The following is a 20,134-nucleotide window of genomic DNA, read 5'->3' as shown; positions in this document are numbered from 1 at the left end:
GGAGCGACCTCTCCGGATACGGCGCTTCCCTCTCCCGACTTAGCTCGCGGGCCACCCTCTCCCGCAGAGCGGAGAGGGACACGCGCCGAGCGCGAGTCTTCCGGCGACGTCGAACGGAGAGGCGCCGGTCCCGATCCGGCCCGATCGCCGGACTCAGAGCAGGCCGAGGCCCACGAGTTCCCGCCGCAGGGCTTCCGGCATCTCGGCGAGGCCGGTCGCGGTGGCGCCGTCGAGGTCGGGGGGCGCGTCCTTCTGGGTGAGGTAGCGCCAGCCCTGGAACGGCCGGCAGGGCCGCGGGGCGACCGGGACCAGCCGCTCGTCCAGCATCAGCCGGCAGCGCGGCACGCCGTCCTCGCCGGTGAACGGCACGATCGCCGTGAGCGCCTGCCGGCAGCAGAGCGTCCCCTTGATCACCCAGTAGATCGAGCCGCGGCCGGCGATCTCCCGGCGGCGCTTCGGGATCATCCGCGTGGTGTGGAAGGAGGCCGGGTCGCGGCCCTCGCGCACGGCCTCGGCCCGGAACCGGGCCTGTCGGGCCTCGAGGTCCGCGATCGTTTCCGGACCGACGCTGAGCTTGAGCAGGTGAAGGGCCACGGGCACCGTATCGCTGGTCGGCCCCTACGGGCCACGTACGCCCTATAGCAGGCCGGGCCCGCCCCGATCCCCCCTCCCGGACCTACGAGAACAGGGCGATCTTCTCCTCGATGCTCAGGGCGTCGATGTCCTCGAAGGCGTGGGCGGCCGACGCCTGCTGCTGGGCGGCCGCTGCGGGTGCGGCCGCCGGCCCGTCCTCGACTTCCGAGAGGGAGAGGTCGAATTCCGGCTCGTCGATGTCCTCGCTCGGGTCCTGGTCGCCGATCGGATATTGCGACGCGACCGCGTCCACCGCCTCTGGCTCGACGGCGCCCGCGCCCGTCGCCTCTGGCTCCGGGACGGCCTGTTCCGGCGCCACGGGGACGAAGGCGATGTCGTCCTCCAAGGGGATGGGGCCCGACAGCACGCTCGGAGCCGCGGCGGCGGTGACCGCGCCTTCCATGGCGATGTAGCGGTCCACGTCGCTCTGGCAGAGGTCCTCGGGCGCGGCTGCGGCCTGCGCGCGCGCGGCCGCCTCTCCGGGGGCGGGGGGGACCCGGTCGTCGGCGGCGCCCCAGATCCCGATCATCGCCGAGAGGCGCTCCTCCAGGTAGCGCAGGGTGTGCACGATGCGCCCGGTGCGCTGCGCCGTGAGGTCCTGGAAGGAGCAGGCGGTGTAGATCTGCGTGGCGTGCCGGTCGAGGTCGTCGCACACGGACGGCGCGATGCCCTGCTCGCGCAGGGTCCAGGCCGTCTCCTGCACTGCCTCGGCCGCGCCGAGGATGTCGGAGGTCGCCCGCTCGGTGGCCCGCACGATGGCGTCCAGCGCCTCCGAGGCGAGGCCGAGGCGGGTCTGGTCCTGGTCGGGGGTGCTCAGCGCCGCGATCTCCGCCTTGGTGCGGCTGATCGCGTTGGCCATGTCCAGCAGGTCGCCGCGCAGGTGCCCGATCCCGTCGGGCTCGCGCCCCGCGCCGACCGCGCTCTCGAGGCGCGCCATCGCCCCCAGCAGCATGTCGGTGTCGGCGGTGCGGTTGCGGCGCGAGAACTCGGCGAGGAACCAGCGCCCGCGCGCGCTCTCAGTCATCGTCGCCTCGATGACCTCGTACTCGGTCGGCGCGAAGGTGGTGAGCGATTGGGAGCCGGACATGGACGCGAACCCTGCGGGACAGGCGGGAACGGGCCGGACAGGCCCGCGCCCCGCGCAATCCTCGTTGCCGACAATTTGACAGGCCCTGTTTAACGGGCGCTTACGGCACCGCGCCGCCCTCCACGCCGCTGCCCCTTCCCCCGCTCCCTCCCGGATACGTGTCCCAAAGAATCCCGCCCGATCCCGGCCCGCTCCGCCTGTCGCTGCTCTACGCGGTGGTGTTCACGGAGATCGGCATCGCCATGCCGTTCATGCCGGTCTGGCTCGATGCCCTCGGGCTCGACGCCGTGGTGATCGGGCTGCTGCTGGCGCTGCCGATCGCCACCCGGATCGTGGCGACCGCGCCGCTGATGGGCCTGATCGACCGCGGCGTCGGGGCGCGCAGCCTGCTCGTGGCCGGCAGCCTGGCGCTGGCGGCGACCTACGCCCTGATGCCGGCGGCGGCAAACCTCGGATGGCCGCTGCTCGCCGGGCTGATCCTGCTCAACGCCGTGGCCGGTGCGCCCCTGGTGCCGAGCATCGACTACCTGACGCTTGCCGCCGTGCGCCGCCAGCCGCGCCTCGACTATGCCCGCATCCGCATGTCCGGCTCGGTGGCCTTCCTGGTCGCCAACCTCGTGGGCGGTGCCCTGCTCACCCTATTGGGCGAGCGGCTCGCCGTGCCCCTCCTGCTGACGGGCCTCGCCCTGGCAGCCGGCCTCATCGCCTACCGGAGCCGGTCGGTGGCGGCCCATCCCACGGCGGTGATCGCGGGGCCCCGCCCCCGGCTGCCCCTGCGGCTCTGGCTCTGCATCGGGGCGGCGTCCGCGATCCAGGCGAGCCATGCGGCGATCTACGCCTTCGGCAGCATCCACTGGACCGCCCACGGGCTCTCCACCGCCACGGTCGGCGGCCTCTGGGGCGTCGGCGTGGTGGCCGAGATCGTGCTGTTCGCTCTGGTCGGGCGGTTGCCCGCCCGCTGGCGCAGCCCGTTCCGGATGATCGCGCTGGGCGGTTGCGCGGCGCTGCTGCGCGCCCTCGGCATGGTCTGGTTCGGCGACGCCCTCGGCACCCTCGTGCTCCTGCAAGGCCTGCACGGCCTGACCTTCGGCGCGACGCAGCTCGGCGCCATGGCCGCCGTCTCGGCCTTCGCGCCGGATGGCGCCCGGGGCCGGGCGCAGGGCACCCTGAGCGCGGCCAACGCCACGCTCTCGGCCGGCGCGACGCTGCTGAGCGGGCTGGCCTACCGGGCCGGCGGCCCTCTCGCCTTCGGCCTGATGGCGCCCCTGGCGCTCGCCGGCCTCGGCCTCGTGTACGCGGCGTCGCAACAGGAGACGAAGCCGTAACCCTAATCTGGACATAACCAGCGCGCAGGCTCGACCTGCAAGAGGAGACACCTGTCCGTGCTGACCGAAGGCGTCGCGCCGGCCTATCCGACGAGCCGTGAACCGGCCGGCGCCACGGGCGTGCCGGGCAGCGGCCGCGTGGCCCTGGACGGGCGCTGGACCACCGACCAGGGCGCGGCCGTGGAGTCGGCGGCCGCGCGCATCGCGTCCCAGGCCGCGGGCCGGGCCGTGGTCGTGGACCTCTCGGGGCTTGAGCGCCTCGACACCCTCGGTGCCTGGGTCCTGGAGCGCACCCGCGCCGAGATCGAGGCCGGCGGCGGCCGGCTCAGCTATGCCGGCGCCCGCCCCGAGCACCGCATCCTGCTGAGCGAGGCCGTCCTGCGCGAGGCGGACGTGCCGAAGAAGCCGGCGCTGGGGCTGGTCTACGGCTCCCTCGACGGCATCGGCCGCTCCGTGGTGCGCGGCCGGCACGACCTCGTCACCGGCATCGCCTTCCTCGGCGAGGTCATCGCCGCCTGCGTGCGGGTGGCCGCCCGCCCGAGCAGCTTCCGCGGCACGGCGCTCGTCAACCAGATCGAGCAGGTCGCCTTCCGCGGTGCGCCGATCATCATCCTGATCTCGTTCCTCGTCGGCGGCATCGTCGCGCAGCAGGGCATCTTCCAGTTGCAGCGCTTCGGCGCGCAGACCTTCGTGGTCAACCTGATCGGCCTGCTGATCCTGCGCGAACTCGGCGTTCTGCTCACCTCGATCATGGTGGCCGGCCGCTCCGGCTCGGCCTTCACCGCCGAGATCGGCTCGATGCGCATGCGCGAGGAGGTCGATGCGCTCCGCGTCATGGGCCTCGACCCGATCGAGATCCTGATCGTGCCGCGCATCCTCGCCCTGGTGATCGGCCTGCCGATGCTGACGCTGATCGGGGCGCTGGCGGCGCTTGCCGGCGGCGGGTTCACCGCCATGCTCTACGGCGGGCTGACGGTGGAGCAGTTCCTCGCCCGGCTCCAGGCGGCGGTCGGCCTGCACCACGTCTTCGTCGGGCTGATCAAGGCGCCGTTCATGGCGCTGACCATCGGCATCATCGCCACCATCGAGGGCTTCGCCGTCGAGGGCTCGGCCGAGTCGCTCGGCCGCCACGTCACCGCCTCAGTCGTCAAGTCTATCTTCATGGTCATCGTCTTGGATGGCCTCTTCGCGGTGTTCTTCGCTGCCATCGATTTCTGAGCCCGCCGTGCACCCCGCCGCCCCGCCCGCCCCCGCAAGCGACGCGATCATCCGCGTGCGCGACCTCGTCGTGGGCTTCGGCGAGCGCACGATCCTCAAGGGCCTGAACCTCGACATCCGCCGCGGCGAGATCCTGGGTTTCGTCGGGCCCTCCGGCCAGGGCAAGTCGGTGCTGACCCGGACCATCCTCGGCCTCGTGCCCAAGCGCTCCGGCCGGATCGAATGCTTCGGGCAGGACATGGACGGTTTGAACTCGTCCCAGCGCCGCCGCATCGAGCAGCGCTGGGGCGTGCTGTTCCAGCAGGGCGCCCTGTTCTCGGCGCTCACCGTCAAGCAGAACATCCAGGTGCCGATGCGCGAGCACCTCAAGCTCTCCGAGCGCCTGCTCGACGAGTTCGCCCGCCTCAAGATCGCGATGGTCGGCCTGAAGCCGGATGCGGCCGACAAGCTGCCCTCCGAACTCTCCGGCGGCATGATCAAGCGGGCGGCTTTGGCCCGCTCCCTGGCGCTCGACCCCGAGATCCTGTTCCTCGACGAGCCGACCTCGGGCCTCGACCCGATCGGCGCCGGCGAGTTCGACGAGCTGGTCTCGACCCTGAAGGAGACCCTCGGGCTCACCGTCTTCATGGTGACGCACGACCTCGACAGCCTCTACACCGCCTGCGACCGCATCGCGGCGCTCGGCGACGGCCAGATCATCGCGGCCGGGCCGATCGCGGAGATGCTGGCCAGCGACCACCCGTGGCTGCGCTCCTATTTCCACGGCAAGCGCGCCCGCGCCATCGTCACGGGGGCAGCCGCCCATGCATGATCCTATGCGTGGGCGCGCCCGCCCCATCCACAGGCCGGCCGGGCCGGGTGCGTCCGCGCACCGCCCGGCGGCGCAAGCTTGGCCAAAGGGCTGACCGCATGGAGACCCGCGCGAACTATGCCCTGATCGGGGCCTTCACCATCGCCGTGATCCTGGCCGGCTTCGGCTTCGTGTTCTGGCTGTCGGGCGGCTCGTCGCGGCAGGTCAGTGCGAGCGTGCGCGTCGTGTTCTCCGGCAGCGTCGGGGGGCTGTCACGCGGGTCGAGCGTGACCTTCAACGGCATCAAGGTCGGCGAGGTCTCCGACGTGCGCCTGCTGCCGCAGGACCCGCGCCGGGTGGTCGCCGTGGTCAAGGTCGAGCCGACGACGCCCCTGCGGGCCGACACCCGCGCCCGCCTCGATTCGGCGATGCTCACCGGCGTCTCGGTGATCGCGCTCTCCGGCGGCAACGCCGACGCGCCGGTGCTCGCCCCCGGCAGCGGCGGGGAGATGCCGACGATCTTCGCCGATTCCTCCGACATCCAGGACATGATGGCGGCCGCCCGCCAGATCGCGCAGCGGGCCGACGACGTGCTCCAGCGCCTCGACAAGGTGGTGGCCGGCAACGAGGGCGCGATCAACCGGACGCTGGCCAACGTCGAGTCCTTCTCCAAGACCCTCGCCGATGCCGGCCCGGCCGTCTCCAGCCTCGTCAAGGCGATCGACGGCACCAAGCTCAACCGGGTGATCGACAACGCCGACCGGTTCTCGGCGGCGCTCGCCCAGTCCAGCCCCGACATCGAGGCGGGCCTGCACGACGCCCGGACGCTGGCGGCCAAGCTCAACGCCTCGGCCGATCGCATCGACGGCGTGCTGAAGGGCGCGCAGGGGTTCCTCGGCTCGGCCTCTGGCGAGGCGGGCACCAGCACCTTCGCCGAGATCAAGGAGGCCGCGATGTCGGTGCGCGATGCCGGCAAGGCCTTCCGCACCATGTCGGAGAACCTCGACAAGCGCACCTCCAACATCGCGTCGAGCTTCAACCGCCTCAGCGGCAGCGGTCGGCGCGAGGTCGAGGCTCTCTCCACCGACGGCCAGCGGACGCTCGGCACCCTGAACCGCACCGTGAAGAGCCTGGAGCGCGACCCCTCGCAGGTGATCTTCGGCGGCAAGCCCTCGTTGCCGGAATACAACGGTGGCCGCTGAATCCGGCCCGGCTCGGCCGTATGTGCCCGGGCGCACGGCACGGATCGCGCATCTCCGTAGTTTCTACGGCGTAGCTTCACGGTCCTCGTCGCCCGCCGACGGGGACGCCCAGGTTTTGCGTATGACCCGACCCATCCCGGCCCTCGCGATCGCGACCGTGCTGCTGGCGACCGCGCTCGGCGGCTGCGGCGGCGGCGCTGCGCCCATGACCTTCGACCTCGCGGCCCTGCCCCCCTCCGGCCGGACCGTGGCGGCCGCGCGCTCGATCGTGGTGGCCGAGCCCGTGGGCATCCAGCCCTTCGAGGCCGACCGCATCATCGTGCGCGAGCCTGGCGGCGCCCTCTCCTTCCTCGGCGGCGGCCAGTGGGCCGACCGCCTGCCCCGCCTGATCCAGACCCGCCTGATCCAGAGCCTGGAGAATTCCGGGCGACTGCGCTCCGTCAGCCGGCCGGGGGACAAGGTCGTCTCGGACCTCCAGCTCATCAGCGAGATCCGCGCCTTCGACATCTCGGCCGGGACCGGCGAGGCGGTGGTCGACCTCTCGGCCAAGCTCATCGCGGAGGGGACCGGGAAGGTCGCTGCCGCCCGCATCTTCACGGCCCGCGTGCCCGTCGCCAAGGTCGATGCCGGCACCGGGGCCATGGCTCTGGACCGGGCGCTCGCCACGGTGCTGGCCGAGATGGTGCAGTGGGTGAATTCCGGGCGGTAGAGCATCGGTCGGCTGAACGGGACGCCGGGATCGCGATAGATCGCGACGTGGATGCAATTCCGGTCCGGTGCGAAGGTGCAGGGACCGGCTTCCGGCTGCCGATCTACTCCATCACCGCGGCTTTCATGATCACCACCATGGTCGCCCGGCCGGGCCCCTCCCCGGTGCAGCGCACGCTATGGGGCCGGTCGCAGCGGTAGCGCAGGGTCTCGCCGACGCGGGCGCGCTGGACCACGCCGCCGATGTCCACCTCGAAGCAGCCCTGCGCCACCGAGAGGGATTCCACCGAGCCGCGCTGGTGCGGGTCCGAGTCGAGCACGCCGCCGGGGTCGGCCGAGACCTCGTACCATTGCAGCCACTCGACCGTCTTGATCCAGCCGATGATCGCGAGCCGGACCTTGCCGTCGTCCGAGACCAGGATCGGCGTGTCGGCCCGCGACGATTTCTCGATGAAGGGCTCCTCGTCGCCGGCCGCCAGCACCCGCTCGATCGAGACGTCGAGCGCCTGGCTCAGGCGCCAGATCGTGGCCAGCGTCGGGTTGGTCTCGTTGCGCTCGATCTGGCTGATGATCGACTTGGCCACGCCCGACTGCTCGGCGAGCTCCGAGAGGGAGAGGTTGTAGGCCTTGCGCAGCCGCTGGATGGTTTTGCCGAGCTGACCCGACAGGACCTGCGCTCCGCTGAGCAGGTCGCGGCTGCGCCCCACCCGCTCGACCCGTTCCGCCTGATCCTGCATCGTACCCTGAACCTGAAACCCGTCCTGCCCACCGCGCCCGACCCGGTCCCGTCTCCGATCCGGCGCCCGCGCGTTCCATTATCCGAACGAACGTACGCTAATACAAACGCAATCGCCGAGGCGATGCAAGGCGCACCGGGCGTCGGGTTGTGGGGTACGCCCGTAAAAAGCTCAGCCCCAGGCGGCGTGGAAGTGGTGGACCGGGCCGTGGCCCTGCCCGATCGACAGGCGGTCGGCCGCCAGGATCGCCGCGTTGACGTAGGCCTTGGCGGCCGCCACCGCCTCCTCCAGGGGCAACCCCCGCGCGAGGCCGGCGGCGACCGCGGCCGAGAGGGTGCAGCCGGTGCCGTGGGTGTTGCGGGTCGCGACGCGCGGCGCCGCGAAGCGCCGCATGGTCCCGTCCGCGCAGAGCAGGTGGTCGACGCTCTCCGTCCCCTCCGCGTGCCCGCCCTTGATGAGGACGGCGGGCGCCCGCAGGGCGATCAGGCGGCGGCCCTGCGCCACGGCGGCGTTCTCGTCGGCCGCCACCGCCTCGCCCAGCAGGGCCGCGGCCTCCGGCAGGTTCGGGGTGATGAGGTCGGCGAGCGGCATCAGGCGGGTGCGCAAAGCCTCCACCGCCGCGTCGGAGATCAGCCGGTCGCCGCTGGTGGCGACCATCACGGGATCGAGCACCACCGGAATCCGGCGGGCGTGGCGCTCCAGCGCCTCGGCCACGGCCGCGATGACGGGAGCCTGGGACAGCATCCCGATCTTCACCGCGGTGACGGCGAGGTCCGAGAACACGCTCTCCAGCTGGCGGGCGACGAAGTCGGCCGGCACGTCGTGGATCGCCTGGACGCCGAGCGTGTTCTGGGCGGTGAGCGCCGTGACCACGCTGGCCCCGTAGACGCGGAGCGCCGAGAAGGTCTTGAGGTCGGCCTGGATGCCGGCGCCCCCGCCGGAATCCGAGCCTGCGATCGTGAGTGCGATCGGCGTCATGAGCCCCCTCCCCGTTCGCGCAGGGCCGCATCGACCCGCTCCCGCAGGTCCCGCGTCCGACCCTCGACCGAATCGCCGCCGAACAGGGCCGAGATCACCGCGACCCCGTCGGCTCCGGCCGCGATCACGGCGGCCGCATTGCTCGAATCGATGCCCGCTATGGCGCCGACCGGCAGTCCGCCACCGCGGGCGAGCCGGGCCCGGAAGGCGATGCGGGAGAAACCCTCGATCCCCACCGGCGGGTCCGGGTTGTCCTTGCTCGTGGTGGCGAAGACGCCGCCGATGCAGGCGTAGTCCACCGGCAAGCGGTAGAGTTCGTCGGCCTGCGCGCCGGTCTTCAGGGTCAGCCCGACGATCGCGCCGGCGCCGAGCAGGCGCCGCGCATCCTGGGGATGCAGGTCCCCCTGGCCGAGGTGGACGCCCTCCGCGCCCGCCGCCAGGGCCAGGTCGACCCGGTCGTTGACGAGCAGCGGCACCCGGCCCGCCACCGCGGCGTGGATCGCCCGGATGCGGGCCAGCGCCGCCCGCGCGTCGGGAATCGCCTTTTCGCGATATTGCAGGAGGGTGCAGCCGCCGGCCACCGCCTCCGCCGCCATCCGCGCGAGCCGGGTCCCATCCGTGCCGCAGACGCCGACGTCGAGGAGGCCGTAGAGCCGGAGGTCCACCGGCGTGCCGGCGGCCGGGCGCTGCGAGAGCCCCCCGCTCACCGGTGCAACCCCGTCGCGTGGCGGCGGGGCGCCGGCAGGCGCTCCTCCCAGCCATCCCCCTCATCCCGAAGTGGCGGAGCGCAGCGCAGCCCGCGAAGGAGCCCTCCAGGGATTGCGCGGCCACTGGAACCCTCCTTCGAGGCCCGCCGGCGCGGGCACCTCAGGACGAGGGGGACGGGTGGGAGCATTCGGAATGTCATCCGCGTCGCGACGTACCGGGAGGGTTTGAGCGCGGGCCACCGGCTTTGCAAGGGGATCGGGCCATGCGGCCGCCCCGCGGCCCGGCGTCGCGATCCCCGGCCCATTGCGCCCGCGGCGTTGACGGGGGGCGGCGATCTGCGCCTAAACCATCGGCGTTTCTCGCGGAATCGGACAGAGCGGCGAAGGGGATGACGACGATCGTGGCGCCTTCGAGCGGGATCGGGCGGCAGGGGCCGAGCCGGTCCTCCGTCGGGCTCGTCGCCGTGATCGTCGCCGCCACGGACGGGGAGCCGCGCGCGCTGACGGTGCGCGTGCCGGACCAGGCCGCCGGGCGCGGCGAGGGCCTGCCGGCGGGGCCCCTCGTGCCGGAGCATGCCACCCTGGAGCGCGGCCTGCGCGCCTGGGTCGAGCGCCAGACCCACCAGCGCCTCGGCTACGTCGAGCAGCTCTACACCTTCGGCGACCGCGACCGGCAGGGCGGCGGCAGCGCGGGCGTGCACTCCCTCTCCCTCGCCTACCTCGCCCTGGTCCGGGAGGAGCGCACGGCCGGGCTCGCCGAGGCCGCCTGGCACAACTGGTACCGCCACCTGCCCTACGAGGATTTCCGCCAGGGCAGGCCGGCCCAGCTCGACGCCATCGAGGCGAGCCTGCGCGCCTGGGCGGCCGAGCCCGCCGAGGCGAAGCTGCGGCGCCTGCGGGCCGACCGCCTCGGCCTGACCTTCGGCCTCGACGGCGGGACCTGGAACGAGGAGCGGGTGCTGGAGCGCTACGAACTCCTGTTCGAGGCCGGCCTGATCCCGGAAGCCGCCGGCAATCCGGGGCCGGCCAAGGCCGGCGACCCGACCGGCGTGCCCATGGCCTTCGACCACCGCCGGGTGCTGGCCACCGCGATCGGGCGCTTGCGGGGCAAGATCAAGTACCGGCCGGTGGTGTTCGAGCTGATGCCGCCGCACTTCACCCTGCTCCAGCTCCAGCGCACGGTCGAGGCCCTGTCGGGCACGCAGCTGCACAAGCAGAACTTCCGCCGGCTCGTGGCGCAGCAGGGGCTGGTGGAGGAGACGGAGGCGCTCACCAGCGGCACGGCGGGCCGGCCGGCCCGCCTCGTGCGCTTCCGCCGGGAGGTGCTGCTGGAGCGCCCGGCGCCGGGCCTGCGCCTCACCCCGTCGCGGCGGCCGTCGTAGGCCCGCTCAGTTGCCGGAGAGGTCGAGCTGCGTCGCGGTCCCGATCAGCACGGCGCGGATGCGCGCGTCGAGGCTGTCGGTCAGGCCGGCGACCCGCATGTGCACCGTGCTGCCGGCCTCCGTCCCCGAGACCCAGAGGCGGTAGCTCAGCCCCTCGGTGCGCAGGTGGCTGAGCAGGCGTTCCGATCCGATCCGGACGGCCTCGTTGTTCAAATCGATGCAGCTTGCGTCCATGTCGTCCCCTTCACGGCCAGGGTAACGCATGAATGCGGCCAAGGTCGATCCGCGCAGGCCCCGGACCACGGGTCCGGACGGCGTCGGCCTTCCGGCAGAGTACCGAGACCGTGCCTCTCAGCGCGGGGCGTAGGTGTGGTCCTCGGCCGGGAATCGGCCGGCGCGGACCTCCTCTGCGTAGGTCCGCACGGCCTCCTCGATATGGGCGCGCAGGGACCCGAACTGCCGGACGAACTTCGGCACCGTTTCGCTCAGGCCCAGCATGTCCTCCAGCACCAGGATCTGGCCGTCGCAGAACGGGGAGGCGCCGATGCCGATGGTGGCCGCCGTGACCTGCGGCGCGCCGGCGATGGCGCGGGCCACCGGCTCGACGATGCCCTCCAGCACGATGGCGAAGGCGCCCGCCTCGCTGATCGCGCGGGCATCCTCCAGGAGCAGGCGCTCGCCGTCCGGCCCGCGGCCCTGGACCTTGAAGCCGCCCATGGTGTTCACCGATTGCGGCGTCAGGCCGATATGGCCCATCACCGGCACGCCCCGCTGCGTCAGGAACGCCACCGTCTCGGCGAAGCGCGCCCCGCCCTCCAGCTTGACCGCCCCCGCCCCCGTCTCCTTGAGGATGCGGGCGGCGCTCATGAACGCTTGTTCGCGGCCGGCCTCGTAGGAGCCGAAGGGCATGTCCACCACGACGAGCGCCCGGCTCGTGCCCCGGATCACCGCCTGCGCCTGGAGGATCATCATCTCCAGGGTGACGGGCAGGGTCGATTCCATCCCGTGCATCACCATGCCCAGGGAATCGCCCACCAGGATGAAGTCGCAATGGGCGTCGAGGATGCCGGCGGTGTGGGCGTGGTAGGCGGTCAGCGCGATGATCTTGGCGCCCTCGGCCTTGCGCTTGGCGATGTCGACCGCCCTCAGGCGGCGGGATTGCACGACCTGCGACATCGCCTGCGTTTCCTGTTGCACGCTACGGGCCCGCTCGCGGGCGGGGCCCTCCCGCGTCCCGTGCCTTATACAGCGCGCCGCCCCGCGGGCCAGCGCGCCGGGTCCGGCGCGGTGACAGAGGTGTCCGGGCGTCGGCGGGGGCTACCGCTCCGCCCGGCCTCCGGATTTGGCCTCCCAGGCCGGGTCCGGGCGGATCACCGCGGTCTCGTGCCGGTCCTGCCAGCCCTCGATCCCCTGCGGGAACCAGTGCACGTTGGTGTAGCCCTTGAGCACGAGACGCTTGCCCGCGTTCCAGCTGCCCCAGCACTCGGGATGGCAGAAGGTGACGATCGGCTTTGCCTTGTCGCCCCCTGTCAGCGCCTCGACGCGGGCGTAGAACAGCGCCTCGCGCTCCGGGTCGATCGGCGCGGCGCCGGCCAGCGGCATCCAGACCGCGCCGGGAATCGAGCGGTGGGCCGGCAGCCAGGGCCGGTCGTCGGGAAAGCCCGCGGGCTTGCGGTCCTCCATGGCGACGTCGAGGAGCAGCGGACCCGCGGGCATCAGCGCGTCGAGCCGCCCGGCGTCGATCACGCTCGCACCCTTCAGGGTTTCAGGCGTGTAGCCGCGCTGCGGGCCGGTCCAGATCCCGTCCGGCTCCGGCACGTTCACGGGCGAGTCGGCGGGCATTGCCGCCGACAGGACGACGAGAGCGATGGCCGCGACGGCACCGGTCCTGGTGAGTGAGCGCATTCGGGCCGCCCGTCAGTTGCTCGGGCTCGGCACGGTGAAGCTGTGCTCCCAGCGGCCGCCCTGATTGTCGCTGGCCGCGACCTTGATCGGACCCTTGCCCTCCGGATTGAGGCCGAAGCCGATCACCGGGTTCGAGGAGATCGAGATGTCGCCGTCCAGGGTGAAGACGGTCTGGTCGCCGCGGGTGACGGTGAGCTTGTTGATGTAGCGGGCCGGCGTGTAGTCGCGGGTCACCTGGTTCATCTGCATCCCGGAAAAATTCGGGTGGCGGATCATCAGGGTGGCCTCCACGGGCTTGCCGGGCTGGCCTTCCGCGAACTTCATCCGCATGTCGCCCATGCCCTTCATCGCCTCCTCGTCGCTCATGCCCATCGGGGCCGAGCAGCCGCCGGAGGCTTTGACGAACTGCGTCGCCTCGTAGAGGCCGCCGTCCCGGGTCTCGGCCACGGCGTGGACGTTCGTGTAGTTGTTGACCCGCACGCGCAGCTTCAGTTCGGCCGGGTCGGCGGCGGGGCCGAAGCTGATATGGGCGGCGTAGGGCGACGGGTTGTCGTCGATGACGAAGTGGATCGCCTTGATCTTGTCCTTCTCGGGCATGGTCAGGGTGATCGGCACCAGGGCGGCGTCGAGGGCGCGGGCCGGGGCGTCGATCTTCACCAGCGTGTCGGTCGGCTCGATCTTGCGGTCGCCGAAGATCGACTTGGCGATCTCCTGCCAGCGGGCGGCGCGCTCCGCATCCGTGTCCGAGGCGCCGGCGGCGCGGGCCGGGCCGCCGAGCAATGCGGCGGAGAGGGCGAGGCCGAGGGCGAGGGTGTGGACGGGTTTCATGGCGTTCCTCCGGGTTCTTGAAACATAAGTCGCGGTCGGCCTCATTCCCACTCGAGTTCCTTGTAGGCCTCGGTGACGTTGCGGCCGTTATAGGTGTCGAACAGCTCCCACTTGTCCCGCTCCGACTGGGCGACGGTGGCCACCGCCTTGTCGATGGGCATGTCGGCCGCCACCGCCTTGCGGGTCTCCTCGCGCAGGGTTCCCAGGTAGCGCGTCAGGTCCGAAAGCGCCGGCTCGAGGTCGACGCTGACCGGGCCGTGGCCGGGCACCGCGCGGGTCGCGCCCATCCCCTTCAGGCGCTCGGTCTCCCTGAGCCAGCCGGTGAGGTTGCCGTCCAGCGACGGGATGCGTCCCACCGAGAGCAGGTCCCCCGTGAACAGGAGGCCGCTGCCGGTATCGAGCATCGACAGGTCGCAGGAGGTGTGGGCGGTGCCGTGCGCGGTGAAGCGGAGCTTACGGTCGCCGAGGTCGATCTCGGCCGCGCCCGTCACGGCCTGCGTCGGGTAGACCACGCTGCCGGCCCGGTCCGCCCCGAGGATGTCGGCGAGCCGCGTGCGGTAATATTCGCCGCGCGCGTCCAAGGCCTCGCGCAGGCCCGAATGGCCGACGTAGTTCGGCCTGTCCTCGGCGAAGGCCGCCGCGCCGAAGCAATGGTCCGGGTGGACGTGGGTCATCACCACGTGGCGGATCGGCTTGTCCGTGCGCTTGCGGATCTCGGACCGCAGCCATTGCCCGTCGGCGAGGCTGCCGCCCGATTCGGTCACGAGCACGCCGTCGCGGCCGACGACGAAGCCGATATTGGCGATGGCGTCGTCGTTCTCCGGCGTCGCCTCGGCGTTGGGTCCCCGCCGCATGAACACGCCCGGCCCGACCTCGGTCATCGCGAAGGATTCGGCGGCACGTCCGAGGGTCGGCAGGCAGCACAGGCAGAACCCGCCGAGCAGGGCCTGACGGCGCGAGGGCGCGGATTTCATGCGCCGATCCTCGATGGGATGCGCCTATGCCGGACGGCGGTCGCCGCCATGCCGAACCTCCCTCATTGGTTGCCAACCATTTAGTTGGTAGATTTTTCATCGGTCAAGTGGCACAGACGTCGGCGATCACCGATGTCCCCGCACGTCCCCGCGAGCGGCCACGCCCGCCGGCAGAGCAGCGATGAGAGACACCCGCGCCGAGTTGCTGATGCAGGCCGAGACCCTGGTGCGGGGCCGCGGCTATTCCGGCTTCAGCTATGCCGACCTCGCAGCCGCGGTCGGCATCCGCAAGGCGAGCATCCACCACCATTTCCCGACCAAGGCGGATCTCGGCGCCGCCCTCGTCGCGGCCTACGCGGCCCGCTACGAGGCGGCCCTCACGGCCATCCGGGCGGAGCATCCGGACGGCGCGGGCCGGATCGCGGCCTACGGCCGACTCTATCTCGGCGGCGTCGAGCAGGGCCTCGGCTGCCTCTGCGCGGCCCTGGCCACCGAGGGCGACGCCCTGCCCGAGCGGCTGCATCACGACATCGTGCGCTTTTTCGAGGCGCATCTCGCCTGGCTCGAACGGGTGCTGGCGGAGGGCCGGGCCGACGGCAGCGTGCGTGCGAGCCTCGATCCGGCGGCCTATGCCCGCTTCGTCATCGCGACGCTCGAGGGGGCTCTCCTGATGGAGCGCCTGCTGGGCGGCCCGGAGGCGTTCCAGGGGACGTTGCGCGCCCTGGACGAGAGCCTGCGCTGAATCGCCCGAAGGGCCGGTGCCCATGCCCGGATCGACGCACGGCGCCCAAGGTGCGATTGCACGACGTATTGGCGATGCTTCTTTCGGTTGAATTGATGCAATGCCTGACGACCGACTGAACGAAATCGGATTTTACCGAATTTTTAAGGCTGCTTATACAGGGTCTCCGGGCGCTTTGCAGTCTCGTCGCCGTCCGGATCACTCATGCGTGCCGCTGCTTCGAAGATTGCGGTCTCCGCCCCGGACCTTGGCCGTGACGATGCCCCGACGCTCGCGGCGATCTCGGGCCTGACGGCCGGCCTCGACCGGATCGCGCAGGAGAAGATCGGTCGCATCCATCAGATCACGGCGCAGGCCAAGATGCTGGCCCTGAACGCCCTCATCGAGGCGGCGCGGGCCGGCGAGCACGGGCTGGGCTTCTCGGTCGTGGCGCAGGAGGTCCGCGGCATCGGGGCCGAGGTGGAGGCCCTGGCCCGCGAACTGGAGACGCAACTGTCCGGCCGCATCGCGGACCTTCAGCAGGCGATCGGCGCGATGGCCGTCCGGGCGCAGGGCGAGCGGCTGGTCGACCTGGCGCTCAACGCCGTCGAACTGATCGACCGCAACCTCTACGAGCGGACCTGCGACGTGCGCTGGTGGGCCACCGACGCGGCCATGGTCGCGTGCGCGTCCGAACCCACGGACGCCGCCGCCGGCCATGCCTGCGACAGGCTCGGGGTCATCCTGTCCGCCTACACGGTCTACCTCGACCTCTGGCTGTGCGACAGCGACGGCATCGTCCGCGCCAACGGCAGGCCGGAGCGCTATCCGGGCGTCAGGGGCCGGAGCGTGGCGGGCGAGCCGTGGTTCCGGGAGGCCGCGGCTTTGCGCGACGGGGACGGGTATGCCTGCGCCGACGTGCGGCGGGAGGCGGGCCTCGATGGTGCGCAGGTGGCGACCTACGCGGCCGCGATCCGTGCGGGCGGACGGGCCGCCGGGCCGGCCTGCGGCGTACTCGCCATCCACTTCGACTGGGAGCCGCAGGCGCGGGCGATCGTGCAGGGCGTGCGCGTCTCCCCCGAGGAGCGCGCCCGCACCCGCGTGCTCCTGGTCGACGGGAAGCGCCGCGTCCTGGCCGCGTCCGACGGCCGGGGGGCGCTGGAAGAGACCATCGGCTTCGATCCCGGCGGCCGAACCAGCGGCGTCGAGCGGGACGCGCGCAGCGGGGCCGTCACCGCCTTCCACCGCACGCCCGGCTACGAGACCTATCGGGGCCTGGGCTGGTACGGGATGATCGTCCAGACCAAGCCGTGAACGGCCTGCCCGCGGGCCGGACGGTTCACGGGACAGTCCCGGTGTCCGACTCCACGCTCTCCGCCGCGAAACGCGCGTAGCCCGAGGCCCGCAACAGGCAGGCCGGGCAGGTGCCGCAACCGTAGCCCCAGGGGTGCCGCAGGCCGCGTACGCCGAGGTAGCAGGTGTGGCTCTCCTCGACCACGAGGTCGACCAGGGGGCGCCCGCCGAGTTCCTGCGCGAGGTGCCAGGTCTGCGCCTTGTCGAGCCACATCAGCGGCGTGTGCAGCACGAAGCGCCGGTCCATGCCGAGGTTGAGGGCCACCTGGAGGGCCTTGATCGTGTCGTCCCGGCAATCGGGATAGCCGGAATAGTCGGTCTCGCACATGCCGCCGACGATGTGGCGCAGGCCGCGGCGGTAGGCGAGCGCGGCGGCTAAGGTGAGGAAGACGATGTTGCGGCCGGGCACGAAGGTGTTGGGCAGGCCCGAGGCCTGGTAGCCGATCTCGGCCTCGCGGGTCAGGGCCGTGTCGGAGACCTGGCCCAGCGCATCCAGCGCCAGGGTGTGGTCGGCCCCGAGGCGGCGCCCCCAGGCCGGGACGATCCGCACGAGGCCCGCGCGCAGGCGCCCGCGCCCGTCGAGTTCGATCCGGTGGCGCTGGCCGTACTCGAAGCCCAGGGTCTCCACGTGGGCGAAGCGATCGAGCGCCCAGGCGAGGCAGGTGGCCGAATCCTGTCCCCCCGAGAACAGGACGAGGGCGCGGCTCTCCCCCGATCCGTCACTCACCCTCGAACTCCGCCCAGGACATCGGGGTCTCGAACACCTTGACCGAGGACAGGCCCGGCAGGTCCGGCCGGGTGCGGTGCCAGATCCAGGCGGCGATGTTCTCCGCGGTGGGGTTCTCCAGCCCCTCGACCTCGTTGAGGCAATGGTGGTCGAGGCGCTCCAGCAGGGGCGCGAAGATGCGCTCCACGTCGAAGAAGTCGATCACCCAGCCCGTGCGCGCGTCCACGTCCCCCCGCACCGTCAGTTCGACGCGGTAGGAATGCCCGTGCATGCGGTGGCAGCGATGGCTCTCGGGCACGTTCGGCAGGCGGTGGGCCGCCTCGAAGGTGAAGCTCTGCGTGATCTTCATGGTCTGCGTCTTGATGGTCGGTCGGGCGCCGCCATAGCACCGAAAGGCATTTCGCGCGCCAGGGACCCTACGCCTCGGAGCGTCCCGAGACCCCGGCCTGGGCGAAGGTCGCCATGTCGCGGTGGCAGGCCAGCGCCCCCTTGAGCAGGCCGATGGCCATTCCGGCCCCCGAGCCCTCGCCGAGCCGCATGCCCAGCGCCAGCAGGGGCACCAGCCCGAGGCGCTCCAGCACCTCGGCATGCGCCCCCTCGGCCGAGACGTGGCCGGCCAGGCAATGGTCGAGGGCCGACGGGTCGAGGGCGTGCAGCACGGCGGCCGCGGCCGTGGCGACGTAGCCGTCGAGCACCACCGGCACCCGCTGGAGCCGGGCGGCCAGGATGGCGCCGGCCATCGCCGCGACCTCGCGCCCGCCGAGCCGGGCCAGGACCTCCAGCGGGTCGTCGAGATGGCCGGCATGGTGGGCGAGCGCCGCCTCGACGGCCGCTACCTTGCGCGCGACGCCCGCCTCGTCCACGCCGGTGCCGGGCCCGACCCAATGCGCGGCCGGCCCGCCGAGCAGCGCCGCGTAGAGGGCGGCGGCGACCGTGGTGTTGCCGATGCCCATCTCGCCGATGCCGAGGCAGTCGGTGCCGGCGGCCACCGCCTCCATGCCGAAGGCCATGGTGGCCACGCACGCCTTCTCGTCGAGCGCCGGCTCCCGGGTGATGTCGCCGGTGGGCAGGTCGATGGCGAGGTCGAACACCTTGAAGCCGAGGCCGTAGGCGGCGCAGATCTGGTTGATCGCGCCCCCGCCGGCCGCGAAGTTGTCGAGCATCTGGCGGTTGACCGCGTCGGGGAAGGCCGAGACCCCGTGCCGCGTCACCCCATGGCTGCCGGCGAAGACGCAGACCAGCGGCCGGTCGAGCGTCGGGGCGGCCTTGCCCTGCCAGGCGCCGAGCCAGGCCACCAGCTGCTCCAGCCGACCCAGCGAGCCGGCGGGCTTCGTGAGGCCGGCCTCGCGCTCGGCGATCGCCATCGTCGCCTCGCGGTCCGGGCCGGGCATCGCCTCGATCAGGCGGCGGATGTCCGAAAAGGGGCTGGCATCGGTCATCGGTCAGGGTGTCCGGAGCAAATCTGTGGGCGGCCCCCCGTGCGATGGGGGTGGCGTCCGCCGCGCGAGCTATAGTCCTAGCCGGGACCAGGGTGAAGGCTCGGGCTATGGGCGATGCGTCGGGTGGCGAGGCCGATTGGCCGGGGCGCGGCCTGCTCCACGATCTGGCGGCCTGCCTGCGGTTCTATTCCCGCCTGTCGGTGCCGCGCCTGCCCGGCGAGCCGGACCCGCACGCGGTGCCCGACTTCACCACGATCCCGCGGATGCTGCCGGTGGCGGGGCTGATCCTGTCCCTGCCCCCGGCGCTGACGCTGGCGGCCGGATGGTGGCTCGGCCTCGGGCCGTTCCTGGCCGCGACGCTGGCCGTTGCGGTGGGCGTGATGCTGACCGGGGCGCTGCACGAGGACGGCCTGGCCGACGTGGCCGACGGCTTCGGCGGCGGCGCCACGCCGGAGCGGCGGCTGGAGATCATGCGCGACAGCCGCATCGGCGCCTACGGCGGCACGGCGCTCGTTTTGATTCTGGCGATGCGGATCGGGGCGCTCGCCACGCTCCTCGACCGGACGGGTTCCGTCGCGGCGCTCGCCCTGGTGCTGGCGGCCGTCCTGTCGCGGGTGGCCGCGCTCGCGCCGATGGTGCTGCTGCCGCCTGCCCGCCCCGGCGGCTTGAGCGCCGCGGTCGGGCGCCCGAGACGGGGGACGCTGGCGCTCGCCGCCGGCTGGGGTCTGCTCCTGGCGCTGCTGGCGCTCCCCTTCGGCCTGCCGGCCTCGGGCGTCCTCGGCATGATCGTTCTTGCGGGGGCCGCCGCCGTGGCGATGACGCGGCTCGCCCGGCAAAAAATCGGCGGGCAGACCGGGGACGTGATCGGCGCCTGCCAACAGGTCTGCGAGGTCGCCGCTTTGCTTGCCGCCGTCGTCGCCTCGGGATGAGCCGGACGAGCAGCGACCGGCAACCCCACCACAGGCTGCGGGTTGTCTGCCGCAGGGCGTTCTACCGGACGGCGATGGGCCCCTCTGAGGGCCGTTTGCCGGTGCGGCGATTGAGAGTACGAGGCGTCGATGGCGAGAAAACCCCACAGCATCCTTCCCCTCCTGACAGGACGGGGTGCCAAGGCGCTCGGCAAGGGCCTGGGCAAGGGCCTGGGTCTTGCCGCCCTCGGCACGGTGGGCGGCTGGATGGCCTACAGCCGGCTGGGGATCGACCGGCGGATGTTCCTGCCCCCGGCGCTGCCGGGCCGTCGCGAGACCCTGGACACGGTGGAGGCCGGCGGCGTCTCCTTCTACGGCTCGGCCGAGGTCGACGGGCCGCCCCTTCTGCTGGTCCACTCGATCAACGCCGCCGCCAACGCCTACGAGGTCCGCCCGCTCTACACCCATTACCGGACGCGGCGGCCGGTCTACGCCCTCGACCTGCCGGGCTT

The 20,134-nt window shown here is 72.3% G+C and carries 22 protein-coding genes and 1 pseudogene; 10 read left to right on the top strand and 13 right to left on the bottom strand.

Annotated features, from left to right (window positions below; translation table 11 throughout):
- Positions 1–153: 153 nt before the first annotated feature.
- Both COGEMETH_RS10135 and COGEMETH_RS10130 read right to left on the bottom strand, forming a co-directional pair.
- Positions 154–594 (bottom strand): DUF1489 family protein, encoded by a 441-nt coding sequence (locus tag COGEMETH_RS10135; protein ID WP_238182459.1) that lies wholly within the window; start codon positions 592–594, stop codon positions 154–156.
- A gap of 82 nt (positions 595–676) precedes the next feature.
- Entirely contained in the window at positions 677–1,720 is a 1,044-nt protein-coding gene (locus COGEMETH_RS10130) for a hypothetical protein (protein WP_238182458.1), read from the bottom strand.
- A 170-nt stretch (positions 1,721–1,890) separates the two neighbouring features.
- Here COGEMETH_RS10130 and COGEMETH_RS10125 point away from each other — a divergent pair, with 170 nt between their 5' ends.
- The 5 genes from COGEMETH_RS10125 (at position 1,891) to COGEMETH_RS10105 (ending at position 6,964) form a co-directional block, all read left to right on the top strand.
- Positions 1,891–3,045 (top strand): MFS transporter, encoded by a 1,155-nt coding sequence (locus COGEMETH_RS10125; protein WP_373875338.1) that lies wholly within the window; start codon positions 1,891–1,893, stop codon positions 3,043–3,045.
- A gap of 120 nt (positions 3,046–3,165) precedes the next feature.
- Positions 3,166–4,263 carry an ABC transporter permease gene (locus COGEMETH_RS10120; protein WP_238182460.1) on the top strand — a complete coding sequence of 366 codons (1,098 nt, stop codon included), beginning with the start codon at positions 3,166–3,168 and terminating at the stop codon, positions 4,261–4,263.
- A 7-nt stretch (positions 4,264–4,270) separates the two neighbouring features.
- On the top strand, positions 4,271–5,074 hold the full coding sequence (locus COGEMETH_RS10115; RefSeq protein ID WP_238182456.1) for an ABC transporter ATP-binding protein: 804 nt from the start codon (positions 4,271–4,273) through the stop codon (positions 5,072–5,074).
- Between the two features lie 98 nt (positions 5,075–5,172).
- Positions 5,173–6,255 (top strand): MlaD family protein, encoded by a 1,083-nt coding sequence (locus COGEMETH_RS10110; RefSeq protein ID WP_238182455.1) that lies wholly within the window; start codon positions 5,173–5,175, stop codon positions 6,253–6,255.
- Between the two features lie 121 nt (positions 6,256–6,376).
- Entirely contained in the window at positions 6,377–6,964 is a 588-nt protein-coding gene (locus COGEMETH_RS10105) for an ABC-type transport auxiliary lipoprotein family protein (protein WP_238182454.1), read from the top strand.
- Positions 6,965–7,067: 103 nt separating this feature from the next.
- Here the strand turns inward: COGEMETH_RS10105 and COGEMETH_RS10100 are convergent, their stop codons facing one another.
- From COGEMETH_RS10100 to thiE, 3 genes are all read right to left on the bottom strand, one after another.
- Positions 7,068–7,700, bottom strand: a complete 633-nt coding sequence (locus tag COGEMETH_RS10100; RefSeq protein WP_238182453.1) for a helix-turn-helix domain-containing protein — start codon at positions 7,698–7,700, stop codon at positions 7,068–7,070.
- 171 nt (positions 7,701–7,871) lie between these two features.
- Complete coding sequence (gene thiD / locus COGEMETH_RS10095) at positions 7,872–8,678, bottom strand: bifunctional hydroxymethylpyrimidine kinase/phosphomethylpyrimidine kinase (protein WP_238182452.1); 807 nt, start codon at positions 8,676–8,678, stop codon at positions 7,872–7,874.
- A complete protein-coding gene (gene thiE, locus COGEMETH_RS10090; protein WP_238182451.1) occupies positions 8,675–9,385 on the bottom strand; it encodes a thiamine phosphate synthase in 711 nt (236 codons plus the stop codon). Before thiE ends, thiD begins: the two co-directional genes overlap by 4 nt.
- A 389-nt stretch (positions 9,386–9,774) precedes the next feature.
- Here thiE and COGEMETH_RS10085 point away from each other — a divergent pair, with 389 nt between their 5' ends.
- Positions 9,775–10,767 carry an NUDIX hydrolase gene (locus COGEMETH_RS10085; protein ID WP_238182450.1) on the top strand — a complete coding sequence of 331 codons (993 nt, stop codon included), beginning with the start codon at positions 9,775–9,777 and terminating at the stop codon, positions 10,765–10,767.
- A 6-nt stretch (positions 10,768–10,773) separates the two neighbouring features.
- On the opposite strand, the gene COGEMETH_RS10080 is transcribed toward COGEMETH_RS10085, so the two are convergent.
- The 5 genes from COGEMETH_RS10080 to COGEMETH_RS10060 form a co-directional block, all read right to left on the bottom strand.
- Positions 10,774–11,001 carry a hypothetical protein gene (locus COGEMETH_RS10080; RefSeq protein WP_238182449.1) on the bottom strand — a complete coding sequence of 76 codons (228 nt, stop codon included), beginning with the start codon at positions 10,999–11,001 and terminating at the stop codon, positions 10,774–10,776.
- Between the two features lie 117 nt (positions 11,002–11,118).
- The gene (gene panB / locus COGEMETH_RS10075) at positions 11,119–11,943 is read right to left on the bottom strand and encodes a 3-methyl-2-oxobutanoate hydroxymethyltransferase (RefSeq protein WP_238182448.1); all 825 of its coding nucleotides are present in this window, start codon (positions 11,941–11,943) and stop codon (positions 11,119–11,121) included.
- A 141-nt stretch (positions 11,944–12,084) separates the two neighbouring features.
- Entirely contained in the window at positions 12,085–12,672 is a 588-nt protein-coding gene (locus COGEMETH_RS10070; RefSeq protein WP_238182447.1) for a rhodanese-like domain-containing protein, read from the bottom strand.
- Between the two features lie 12 nt (positions 12,673–12,684).
- A complete protein-coding gene (locus COGEMETH_RS10065) occupies positions 12,685–13,500 on the bottom strand; it encodes a quinoprotein dehydrogenase-associated SoxYZ-like carrier (RefSeq protein ID WP_238182446.1) in 816 nt (271 codons plus the stop codon).
- Positions 13,501–13,541: 41 nt separating this feature from the next.
- Entirely contained in the window at positions 13,542–14,474 is a 933-nt protein-coding gene (locus COGEMETH_RS10060) for a quinoprotein relay system zinc metallohydrolase 2 (protein ID WP_238182445.1), read from the bottom strand.
- 181 nt (positions 14,475–14,655) lie between these two features.
- On the opposite strand from COGEMETH_RS10060, the gene COGEMETH_RS10055 reads away from it, so the two are divergent.
- Positions 14,656–15,216 carry a TetR/AcrR family transcriptional regulator gene (locus tag COGEMETH_RS10055; RefSeq protein WP_238182444.1) on the top strand — a complete coding sequence of 187 codons (561 nt, stop codon included), beginning with the start codon at positions 14,656–14,658 and terminating at the stop codon, positions 15,214–15,216.
- A gap of 204 nt (positions 15,217–15,420) precedes the next feature.
- On the top strand, positions 15,421–16,509 hold the full coding sequence (locus COGEMETH_RS10050) for a methyl-accepting chemotaxis protein (protein ID WP_238182443.1): 1,089 nt from the start codon (positions 15,421–15,423) through the stop codon (positions 16,507–16,509).
- 25 nt (positions 16,510–16,534) lie between these two features.
- Here the strand turns inward: COGEMETH_RS10050 and queC are convergent, their stop codons facing one another.
- From queC to cobT, 3 genes are all read right to left on the bottom strand, one after another.
- Positions 16,535–17,275 carry a 7-cyano-7-deazaguanine synthase QueC gene (gene queC / locus COGEMETH_RS10045; RefSeq protein WP_238182442.1) on the bottom strand — a complete coding sequence of 247 codons (741 nt, stop codon included), beginning with the start codon at positions 17,273–17,275 and terminating at the stop codon, positions 16,535–16,537.
- Positions 17,268–17,624, bottom strand: coding sequence for a 6-carboxytetrahydropterin synthase QueD (queD, locus tag COGEMETH_RS10040; protein ID WP_238182441.1), 357 nt, complete (start codon positions 17,622–17,624; stop codon positions 17,268–17,270). The genes queC and queD overlap by 8 nt, the downstream gene beginning before the upstream one ends.
- A 67-nt stretch (positions 17,625–17,691) precedes the next feature.
- On the bottom strand, positions 17,692–18,714 hold the full coding sequence (gene cobT / locus COGEMETH_RS10035; RefSeq protein WP_238182440.1) for a nicotinate-nucleotide--dimethylbenzimidazole phosphoribosyltransferase: 1,023 nt from the start codon (positions 18,712–18,714) through the stop codon (positions 17,692–17,694).
- Between the two features lie 107 nt (positions 18,715–18,821).
- On the opposite strand from cobT, the gene cobS reads away from it, so the two are divergent.
- Together cobS and COGEMETH_RS10025 are read left to right on the top strand one after the other, a co-directional pair.
- Entirely contained in the window at positions 18,822–19,643 is an 822-nt protein-coding gene (gene cobS / locus COGEMETH_RS10030; RefSeq protein WP_238182439.1) for an adenosylcobinamide-GDP ribazoletransferase, read from the top strand.
- A gap of 129 nt (positions 19,644–19,772) precedes the next feature.
- A pseudogene (locus COGEMETH_RS10025) lies at positions 19,773–20,134 on the top strand (alpha/beta fold hydrolase); the annotation flags it as partial.

Source organism: Methylobacterium trifolii, from assembly GCF_022179685.1.
GTDB lineage: Bacteria > Pseudomonadota > Alphaproteobacteria > Rhizobiales > Beijerinckiaceae > Methylobacterium > Methylobacterium trifolii.
This window is presented reverse-complemented; position numbering and strand designations above follow the sequence as displayed.

What these genes read in the sequence shown, in the direction of transcription:
- COGEMETH_RS10130 (WP_238182458.1), bottom strand. Translation starts at nt 1,720, where the DNA reads ATGTCCGGCTCCCAATCGCTCACCACCTTCGCGCCGACCGAGTACGAG.
- COGEMETH_RS10110 (WP_238182455.1), top strand. Translation starts at nt 5,173, where the DNA reads ATGGAGACCCGCGCGAACTATGCCCTGATCGGGGCCTTCACCATCGCC.
- COGEMETH_RS10105 (WP_238182454.1), top strand. Translation starts at nt 6,377, where the DNA reads ATGACCCGACCCATCCCGGCCCTCGCGATCGCGACCGTGCTGCTGGCG.
- COGEMETH_RS10100 (WP_238182453.1), bottom strand. Translation starts at nt 7,700, where the DNA reads ATGCAGGATCAGGCGGAACGGGTCGAGCGGGTGGGGCGCAGCCGCGAC.
- thiD (WP_238182452.1), bottom strand. Translation starts at nt 8,678, where the DNA reads ATGACGCCGATCGCACTCACGATCGCAGGCTCGGATTCCGGCGGGGGC.
- COGEMETH_RS10085 (WP_238182450.1), top strand. Translation starts at nt 9,775, where the DNA reads ATGACGACGATCGTGGCGCCTTCGAGCGGGATCGGGCGGCAGGGGCCG.
- COGEMETH_RS10080 (WP_238182449.1), bottom strand. Translation starts at nt 11,001, where the DNA reads ATGGACGCAAGCTGCATCGATTTGAACAACGAGGCCGTCCGGATCGGA.
- panB (WP_238182448.1), bottom strand. Translation starts at nt 11,943, where the DNA reads ATGTCGCAGGTCGTGCAATCCCGCCGCCTGAGGGCGGTCGACATCGCC.
- COGEMETH_RS10070 (WP_238182447.1), bottom strand. Translation starts at nt 12,672, where the DNA reads ATGCGCTCACTCACCAGGACCGGTGCCGTCGCGGCCATCGCTCTCGTC.
- COGEMETH_RS10065 (WP_238182446.1), bottom strand. Translation starts at nt 13,500, where the DNA reads ATGAAACCCGTCCACACCCTCGCCCTCGGCCTCGCCCTCTCCGCCGCA.
- COGEMETH_RS10060 (WP_238182445.1), bottom strand. Translation starts at nt 14,474, where the DNA reads ATGAAATCCGCGCCCTCGCGCCGTCAGGCCCTGCTCGGCGGGTTCTGC.
- COGEMETH_RS10055 (WP_238182444.1), top strand. Translation starts at nt 14,656, where the DNA reads ATGAGAGACACCCGCGCCGAGTTGCTGATGCAGGCCGAGACCCTGGTG.
- COGEMETH_RS10050 (WP_238182443.1), top strand. Translation starts at nt 15,421, where the DNA reads ATGCGTGCCGCTGCTTCGAAGATTGCGGTCTCCGCCCCGGACCTTGGC.
- queD (WP_238182441.1), bottom strand. Translation starts at nt 17,624, where the DNA reads ATGAAGATCACGCAGAGCTTCACCTTCGAGGCGGCCCACCGCCTGCCG.
- cobT (WP_238182440.1), bottom strand. Translation starts at nt 18,714, where the DNA reads ATGACCGATGCCAGCCCCTTTTCGGACATCCGCCGCCTGATCGAGGCG.
- cobS (WP_238182439.1), top strand. Translation starts at nt 18,822, where the DNA reads ATGGGCGATGCGTCGGGTGGCGAGGCCGATTGGCCGGGGCGCGGCCTG.